Here is a 7,999-nt window from a genome sequence, read left to right on the forward strand (position 1 = left end):
ATCTGGCTGGCCAAATAGCCGCGCTTGGCGCGCCGCATGGCCACCAACAACACGGCACTGGCCGGCAAGGCGATCAGCACGCCCACAAAGCCGAACAGGTGGCCAAAGGCCAGCAGCGCAAAGATGACGGCGATCGGGTGCAGGCCGATGCGCTCACCCAGCAGGCGGGGCGTGAGGTACAGACTCTCGATCAACTGGCCCAGCAGGTACACGCCGCCCACCAGCGCCACACCCAGCACGGTCTGGAACTGCAACAGCGCAGCGAACAGCGCCATCACCAGGCCCAGGCCAAAACCCAGGTACGGCACAAACACCGCGAGGCCGGTGAACACGCCGATCGGCAGCGCCAGGTCCAGCCCCACCAGCGCCAGCGCCACGGTGTAGAGCACGGCCAGCACCGCCATCACCAGCAGTTGCCCGCGCAGGTACTGGCCCAGCACCTCGTCGGTCTCGTTCAGGAAGCTCTGCACGCTTTCGCGCCAGCGGGGCGGGATCAGGCCCTTGGCCCGGTTGATCAGGTTCGTCCAGTCCAGCAGCAGGTAGTACGCCACGATGGGCATGAGGAACAGGTTGCCGATCACCGCAGCCAGCGCACTGCCGCCGATGCGCAGCGACGACAGCAGGCCGTTGATCAGCTCGCTCTCGTTGCCCGTGATGAGGGTGCGCAGCCATTCGCGCACCTGGCTCACGTCCACCTGCAGGTTGACGCCGAAGCGGTTGGCCAGCGGCAGCAGCACGTCGTTCAGGCGATCCAGCAGCAGCGGCACCTGCTCGCGCAACAGCGGCACCTGCTGGGTGATCACCGGCACGATGAGCAGCACGACGGCCAGCAGCACCAGCATGAGCAGCGCGATGGCCAGGCCGGCGCCGAGCCAGCGCGGCACGCGGCGGGCGTGCAGCCGCTCCACCAGTGGGTGCAGCGCGTACGCCAGCACGGCAGCCAGCAAAAAGGGCATGAGCACCGGTGCCAGCAGGGAGAGCAACAAAGCACTCACCACAGCGATCAGGGCCCAGAGCAAGGCGCGGATCTGGTTGGAGGTCAGTGGCATGGAGCGCGAGGGTCGATGAGGCCGCGAGGGCGACCCCTTAAAATCTGGGGCAAATTCTATCGGGCCACTCTCAGGGTACCCGAAAGCCCCCCACCCGCCCAGCGTCCCGCTCCAACGACCGCCCCGCTTCCCGCCGGGCCAGCCCGCACATGACCTCTTCCACCACCCCCCTTTCGTACAAAGACGCCGGCGTTGACATCGATGCGGGCGACGCGCTGGTCGAGCGCATCAAGCCGCTGGCCAAAAAAACCATGCGCGAGGGCGTGCTGGCCGGCATCGGCGGCTTTGGCGCCCTGTTTGAAGTGCCCAAGCGCTACAAGGAACCGGTGCTGGTGAGCGGCACCGACGGCGTGGGCACCAAGCTCAAGCTGGCTTTCGAGTGGAACATGCACGACACCGTGGGCATCGACCTCGTGGGCATGAGCGTGAACGACGTGCTGGTGCAGGGCGCCGAGCCGTTGTTCTTCCTGGACTACTTTGCCTGCGGCAAGCTCGATGTGGACACGGCCGCTGCCGTGGTCGGCGGCATTGCGAAGGGCTGCGAGCTCAGCGGCTGCGCGCTGATCGGTGGCGAGACCGCCGAGATGCCGGGCATGTACCCCGCCGGCGAATACGACCTGGCCGGCTTCTGCGTGGGCGCGGTTGAAAAATCGAAGATCCTCACCGGCCAGAGCGTCAAGCCCGGCGACGTGGTGCTCGGCCTGGCCTCGCACGGCGTGCATTCCAACGGTTTCTCGCTGGTGCGCAAGTGCATCGAGCGCGCGGGCGCCGATCTGCCAGCCACGCTGGACGGCCTGCCGTTCCGCGACGCGGTGATGAAGCCGACGCGGCTCTACGTGAAGAACGTGCTCGCCGCCCTCGCCGCCCACCCGATCAAGGCACTGGCCCACATCACCGGCGGCGGCCTGCTGGAAAACATTCCCCGCGTGCTGCCCGAGGGCACGGCGGCGCATCTGGTCAAAGGCAGCTGGCCTCAGACCGAGCTCTTCGCCTGGCTGCAGAAGACCGCCGGCATCGACGACATCGAGATGAACCGCACCTTCAACAACGGCATCGGCATGGTGGTGGTGATCGACGCCGCCGAGGCTGCGGCCTGCGTCGCCACGCTGCGTGGCCTGGGCGAGACCGTTTTCGAAATCGGCCACATCGCCGAGCGCGGTGACGGTGCTGCGGTGGTGGTGGCCTGAGCCCTTACAGCAAGGCTTCCGACGGCAACACGTGCACGCCGGGCGCTGCCACCAGGGCCGCCTGCAGCAGGTGGTGCGCAATGCGCTCGGCCGGCACCACGCGGTAGCGCCTGGGCAGCAAAGGCCGCACCCAGCCTGAAACCGCGACGGCCAACTGCTCGGCCGGGCGGCTTTGCTCCCGGTGCCCCCCGATCAAGCCCGGACGCACGAAGGTCAGCGAGGGATAACCCACCGCCTGAAGGTCGCGCTCGGTCTCGCCCTTGGTGCGCGAATAAAACACCCGCGACGTGGCGTCGGCGCCCAGCGCTGAATTGAAGGCAAAGGCGCGCGCTCCGTGGCGCCACGCCAGGTACGCCACCTCCAGCGGGTGGTCGTGGTCCACCTTGTAGAAGGCAGCCTGGGAGCCCGCCACCCGGATGGTGGTGCCCAGCGTGCAGACCACCGCGTCCATCGCCCACCAGTCGGCGTCCTCGGGCAGGCGTTCGAAATCGACCAACGGATTGAGCAGCTTGGGGTGCGGCACCAACGGCTTGCGCGTCGGCGCCACCACCCGAACCACGGCCGGGCTGGCCAGCGCCTGTTGCAACACATGCCCACCAACCAGCCCGGTGGCCCCCACCAGCAGCAGTTGCTTCACGGCGATTTGCGCGCAGCTGCCGGCGCACGTTGTATGTCCAGCAGCAAGGCCTGGTAGGCCGGCAGACGCGGTCCGCCAATCGCAACGGCCCGCTCGGCCGCCTGCCTCGCGGCAGACAGCTGGCCCAGCTCCAGCCGCACCTGGGCCAGGTTGTTCCAGGCGTCGGCGAACTCGGGATAGGCCTGGGTGGTGGCTTCAAAGGCCTTCGCAGCCTCTGCGCGCTGGCCCAGCGCGTAAGCGGTGTTGCCCAGACCGAGCAGGCTGATGCGGTGCTGCGGCCATTTCCGCAAGCCTGTGGCATAGGCAACGCGGGCTGCCTGCGGGCTGGAGCGCTCCAGCGCAGACACGGCCACCGCCCAATCATCGGGCTGGGCGGTCACCGGCAACTGGTCGGGTGAACTCACCCGCACCGCCCAGCGGGACGAGCGTGCCCAGGTGTTTTCAAAAGTGCTCATCGGCACGGCGAGGCGCGCTGTGGTGCCCGAGTGAAGCAACACCTGCTTCTCGGCACGGTCATAACCGACCACCACCGCGTAATGCCACATCGGCGAAAACGGCAGCGAGAGGTTTTGCAGCACCAGCACCGGGTGACCACTGGCGACTTCGGTCAACACGGTCTGCAGATCGGGTGCCAGCGGATAGGCCACCAGGCCCTGGCGACGCGTGGCGGCCAGCATCTCGGTCTGCAGCGCACCCTGGCGACCGGGCAGGTAGACCTGCGGCGTGAGCTGTTCGGGCGTGACGCGGGAGCCAGCGGCCTGCGCGACCATGGCCAGCGTGGCGGGGCCGCACAGCAGGTCTTCCTGCGGATGAAACGGCACCCGATCGAGCAGCACCTGCTGCGGCAGCTGTGTCGGCCAGGTGCGCTGAAGCTCGGCCGACTGCGGCGGCGTGGCACACCCGGTCAAGAGCAGCCCACAAAGAACAACCCCCGCCAGGGCGGGGGTCGAACAGCGAAGTCGCCAGGACTTCATCGAATGCTGCGGGTGAACGGGAACACCGTGGTCAGGCCCAGAATGTCGGTCACCAGCAGGATCAGGAACACGGTGAACAACACACCGATCACACCGGCACCGGCGGGAGCCTGGTCAACGCGGTCGGCCAGTTGGGCCACTTCCACGTCGGACATGGCTTTCACGCGTTCGATGGCATCGTTGGCGTCCACGCCTTGAGCTTGCAGTGCGGTCTGCACGTCGGCGCGGGAAAAGAAAGCGCTGACATGATCGCGGTCGGCGTCACCCGCAGCGGTCACCAGGGCCTGTTCGGTCGACACCATCGCGGCCTGGGCCGTCAGCGGCACACCGGCGAAAGCCATGCAGGGAATCAGCGCAGTTGCAATAAGGCGTTTGATTGTTTTCATCATGATGTTGATCTCGAATGTAAAAAAACACGGCAGTGAAAAACTCACTGCCTGCCTTTGATCCTCACAGCGGACGCAGAGTGCGTCAACCGGCTTTACATGGCGTCACACACCCGCCACAGCCAAGGCTCTCTGTGTGCGCCAGAGAACAGACAGCTTCAATTGAGCGCGCGCCTCAACTCCTGCACGCGTTGCGAAATGGCCTCGCGGTCCAGGGTGTCGTCGGTGTGCTCGACGTAAATTTCGAGGTCGTTCACCGCCAGTCGCAAGTCGCCCATCTCGGCCCAGGCCAGACCACGGTCGCGGTACTCGGACCAGGCATCCGGCAAAAGGATGAGCAGGCGGTCCTGCACCGCGATGAGCCGCAACCAATCTTCTTGCGTGCGGTGGATTTCCTTCAGGTTGCGCAGCAGCCGGGCCACGATGTCGCGCGGCGTGGCGGCCTGCAGGTACAACCCCACCGGCACATCGAAGTCGTCCACCAGACCGTTGCGCCGTTTGTACGGCTCCAGCCGCTCGGAGAGGTCTTCGCGGCTGAGCGACTGACCGGTGAAGGGGTCGATCACCACCTGGCCATTGGGCAGGTTGACCTTGACCATGAAGTGGCCGGGAAAATTGACACCCCGGGCCTTCAGGCCCAGCCCCTGCGCCAGCTCCAGCCACAGCACCGCGAGCGTGATCGGAATGCCGCGGCGCGTGCGCAGCACGGCGTTGATGTAGCTGTTGTCGGGGTCGTAGTAGTTGTTGACGTTGCCGCCAAACCCCATGTCGCGGAAGAAGAACTGGTTGAGCGTGCGAAGCCGCTGCAGTGGGCCAGCGTCTGAATTGCAACGCCGTTTCACGCGAGAAAGCATCTGGTCCACGTCGCCCAGCACCTGTTGCACGTCCAGGTCCGGGTACTCGTCCTGGGCGATCGAGGCTGCTGCCTCAAACAGCGGAAACGCGTCTTCTTCTCCCACCAGGGTGGAGAAGTAACCCAGTGGGGTGGGCGGCGGAAAAGCGTAGGTGGATGGCATGACGAGCGGGCCCGATGAAGCCGCAGATTACGTCATTTTCGAACGAACTGGCGCAAGTTCAAACCCGCGAGCAGCAGGGTAAGAAAATAGACCAAAGCACCGCCCAGCACGCACAGCGTCAACAGACCCACGCGCTGCAGCGCCTGCCCCTCGAATCCGAGCCAGTTCACACGCGCGGCGACCCACATCAGAAACACCGCCAGCAGCGCGCTGGCGGCCACCACTTGTGAGCCAAAACGGGCCCAGCCAGGCGAGGGTTTGTAGGCCCCGCGCCGCATCAGGCCGATCAGCAGAAACAAGGCATTGACCATGGCACCGATGCCGATGGCCAGTGCCAGTCCGGCATGGGCCAGATGCGGCACCAGCAGGTAGTTGAGCACCTGCGTGAGGATCAGCACGACGATGGCGATCTTCACCGGCGTGCGGATGTCTTGCCGCGCGTAGAAGCCCGGCGCCAGCACCTTGATGGCGATCAGGCCGATGAGGCCAGCGCCGTAGCCCATGAGCGCCGATGCGGTGCGCCCCACATCGGCCGCCGTAAAGGCGCCGTAGTGGTAGAGCACCGCCACCAGCGGCTGCGCAAAGGTGAGCAAGGCCACCGCGCAGGGCACGGCCAGCAGTACCACCAGGCGCAGGCCCCAGTCGAGCAGGCCGCTGTAGCGCGCGGTGTCGTCGGCCGCCTTGGCCGCGGCCAGTTGCGGCAGCAGCACCACGCCCAGCGCCACACCCAGCATGGCCGTGGGGAATTCCATCAAACGGTCGGCGTAGGTGAGCCAGCTCACACTGCCGGTGGCCAGGTGGGACGCGATCTGGGTGTTGATCAGCAGCGAGATCTGGGCAACGCTCACGCCCAGCAGGGCGGGCAGCATCAGCGTGGTCACGCGGCGCGTGCCCGGGTGCGCCCAGGCCGCCTTCAGGCCCGACCAGCGCAGGCTCACACGCGGCAGCATCCCCAGCTTGCGCAGCGCAGGCAACTGCACACCGAGCTGCAGCGCGCCGCCCAGCAACACGCCGCCAGCCATGGCAAAGATTGGCTCGATGCCCTGCGCGGCGAACCACGGTGCGCCCCAGTACGCGGCGGCGATCATGGCCACATTGAGCAGCACCGGCGTGGCCGCCGGCACGGCAAAGCGACGCCAGGTGTTCAGAATGCCGGCCGACAGCGCCACGAACGACATGAAAGCGATGTAGGGAAACATCCAGCGCGTCATGAACACGGCGGCGTTGAAACCTTCGTCGCTCAAACCACTGGCCATGGCCCACACCAGCACCGGGGCTCCCAGCACCCCCAGCACGCAGGTGAAGGTGAGCGCCCAGGCCAGCACGGTGGCGATCTGGTTGACCATGGCCCGGGTGGCGTCGTCGCCCTCCTTTTCGCGCACCCCGGCCAACACCGGCACAAAAGCCTGGCTGAAGGCACCTTCGGCGAACAGGCGGCGCAGCAGGTTGGGGATGCGGAAGGCGACGTTGAACGCGTCGGTGAGCGCGGTGGCGCCAAAGGTGGCCGCCATGAGCAGTTCGCGCACCAATCCCGTGATGCGTGAAGCCAGGGTGAGCAAGGAAACGAGGGAGGCGGACTTGAACAGGGTCACGGCGCGAGTGTAACGACGCCCCGTCCGGCCTCGCACACCCGTCTTGCCAGTACTTGGGCCCGTGCTAAAATCGTGGGCTTTGCTGGCATCATCCCCAAACATTGAAGGAATCACACCATGGCAACCAAGCCGAAGAAAAAGAACCCCCGTCTGGCGTCTGGCCGCAAGCGCGTACGCCAGGACGTCAAGATCAACGCAGCCAACACCTCGCTGCGCTCCAAGTACCGCACCGCTGTGAAGAACGTGGAGAAAGCCGTTCTGGCCGGTGACAAGGACAAGGCGACCGAGCTGTTCGCCAAGATGCAAAAAGTGGTGGACATCGTTGCCGACAAGGGCATCTTCCACAAAAACAAAGCCGCTCGCGACAAGAGCCGCCTGTCGACCAAAGTCAAGGGCCTCGCAGCAGCCGCTGCCTGAACCCCACCGGTCTGGCCCCGCCAGACCACCAGCCCGGGCCAATTTCGGCCTGCCGTTTGAAACGGGTGCGCTGCCAGCAAAAGCAAAAAAGCCGTCGCAAGACGGCTTTTTTGCGTCTGTCAGCAACGCAACGAAGACAAAGAACTCAACCCGCGTCCCGCAAAGACTGCTGCCGGGCCCGCCAGGCGCCGAAGATCGCGATGAAACCGGGAATGAAAATCATGGCCCAGATGATCTTGCTCAGGTTGGTCTGCACCCACGGCAGATTGCCGAAGAGGTAACCCACCCCCACCAGCCCCACCACCCAGATCAGCGCACCGACCACGTTGTACGCGGTGAACTTGGTGCGCGTCATCTCGGCCACACCCGCCACGAAGGGTGCAAAGGTCCGGACGAAGGGCATGAAGCGCGCCAGGATGATGGTGATGCCGCCATAGCGCTCGTAGAACGCATCCGCCTGGTTGAAGGCATTGCGGTTGAAAAGCCGCGAGTTCTCCCACTGGAACACCTTCGGCCCGAAGTAGCGACCGATCGAGTAGTTCACCTGGTCCCCCAGGATGGCCGCCACCACCAGCAGCCCCATGGCCACCGGCAGGCTCATCAGACCCGCGCCACACAAAGTGCCCACCACGAACAACAGGGAGTCACCCGGCAGAAAGGGCATGACCACCACGCCGGTCTCGGTGAAGATGATCAGGAACAACAGCGCGTAAACCCAGGCACCGTAGTTCTGCACGAAGG

At 65.7% G+C, this 7,999-nt stretch carries 9 protein-coding genes; 2 read left to right on the top strand and 7 right to left on the bottom strand.

The features are described from left to right. On the bottom strand, nt 1-1,049 hold a 1,049-nt coding region (locus ACN4F8_RS09600; protein WP_419473372.1), incomplete at its 3' end, for an AI-2E family transporter. 149 nt (nt 1,050-1,198) lie between these two features. Between ACN4F8_RS09600 and purM the strand changes: the two genes are divergently transcribed. Beyond that, a complete protein-coding gene (purM, locus tag ACN4F8_RS09605; protein ID WP_419473373.1) occupies nt 1,199-2,236 on the top strand; it encodes a phosphoribosylformylglycinamidine cyclo-ligase in 1,038 nt (345 codons plus the stop codon). Between the two features lie 4 nt (nt 2,237-2,240). Here the strand turns inward: purM and ACN4F8_RS09610 are convergent, their stop codons facing one another. From ACN4F8_RS09610 to murJ, 5 genes are all read right to left on the bottom strand, one after another. Beyond that, nucleotides 2,241-2,873: an NAD-dependent dehydratase gene (locus tag ACN4F8_RS09610; protein ID WP_419473374.1), complete on the bottom strand. Its 633-nt coding sequence runs from the start codon at nt 2,871-2,873 to the stop codon at nt 2,241-2,243. Beyond that, nucleotides 2,870-3,781, bottom strand: coding sequence for a PA2778 family cysteine peptidase (locus tag ACN4F8_RS09615; protein WP_419473375.1), 912 nt, complete (start codon nt 3,779-3,781; stop codon nt 2,870-2,872). Before ACN4F8_RS09615 ends, ACN4F8_RS09610 begins: the two co-directional genes overlap by 4 nt. 62 nt (nt 3,782-3,843) lie before the next feature. Further along, the gene (locus ACN4F8_RS09620; protein ID WP_419473376.1) at nt 3,844-4,236 is read right to left on the bottom strand and encodes a PA2779 family protein; all 393 of its coding nucleotides are present in this window, start codon (nt 4,234-4,236) and stop codon (nt 3,844-3,846) included. 155 nt (nt 4,237-4,391) lie between these two features. Beyond that, nucleotides 4,392-5,249 carry a SirB1 family protein gene (locus tag ACN4F8_RS09625; protein WP_419473377.1) on the bottom strand — a complete coding sequence of 286 codons (858 nt, stop codon included), beginning with the start codon at nt 5,247-5,249 and terminating at the stop codon, nt 4,392-4,394. A 32-nt stretch (nt 5,250-5,281) separates the two neighbouring features. Then, on the bottom strand, nt 5,282-6,841 hold the full coding sequence (murJ, locus tag ACN4F8_RS09630; protein WP_419473378.1) for a murein biosynthesis integral membrane protein MurJ: 1,560 nt from the start codon (nt 6,839-6,841) through the stop codon (nt 5,282-5,284). Between the two features lie 117 nt (nt 6,842-6,958). Here murJ and rpsT point away from each other — a divergent pair, with 117 nt between their 5' ends. Beyond that, complete coding sequence (rpsT, locus tag ACN4F8_RS09635) at nt 6,959-7,258, top strand: 30S ribosomal protein S20 (RefSeq protein ID WP_069047062.1); 300 nt, start codon at nt 6,959-6,961, stop codon at nt 7,256-7,258. Between the two features lie 145 nt (nt 7,259-7,403). On the opposite strand, the gene ACN4F8_RS09640 is transcribed toward rpsT, so the two are convergent. Continuing rightward, a partial coding sequence (locus ACN4F8_RS09640) for a VTT domain-containing protein (RefSeq protein ID WP_419473379.1) occupies nt 7,404-7,999 on the bottom strand: 596 nt, incomplete at its 5' end.

The sequence above is a fragment of the Hydrogenophaga sp. genome (assembly GCF_048549895.1).
Taxonomy (GTDB): Bacteria; Pseudomonadota; Gammaproteobacteria; order Burkholderiales; family Burkholderiaceae_C; genus Hydrogenophaga.

Excerpts from the sequence above, each read along its gene's own strand:
- ACN4F8_RS09620 (WP_419473376.1), bottom strand. The coding sequence starts at position 4,236 with ATGATGAAAACAATCAAACGCCTTATTGCAACTGCGCTGATTCCCTGC.
- ACN4F8_RS09625 (WP_419473377.1), bottom strand. The coding sequence starts at position 5,249 with ATGCCATCCACCTACGCTTTTCCGCCGCCCACCCCACTGGGTTACTTC.
- purM (WP_419473373.1), top strand. The coding sequence starts at position 1,199 with ATGACCTCTTCCACCACCCCCCTTTCGTACAAAGACGCCGGCGTTGAC.
- rpsT (WP_069047062.1), top strand. The coding sequence starts at position 6,959 with ATGGCAACCAAGCCGAAGAAAAAGAACCCCCGTCTGGCGTCTGGCCGC.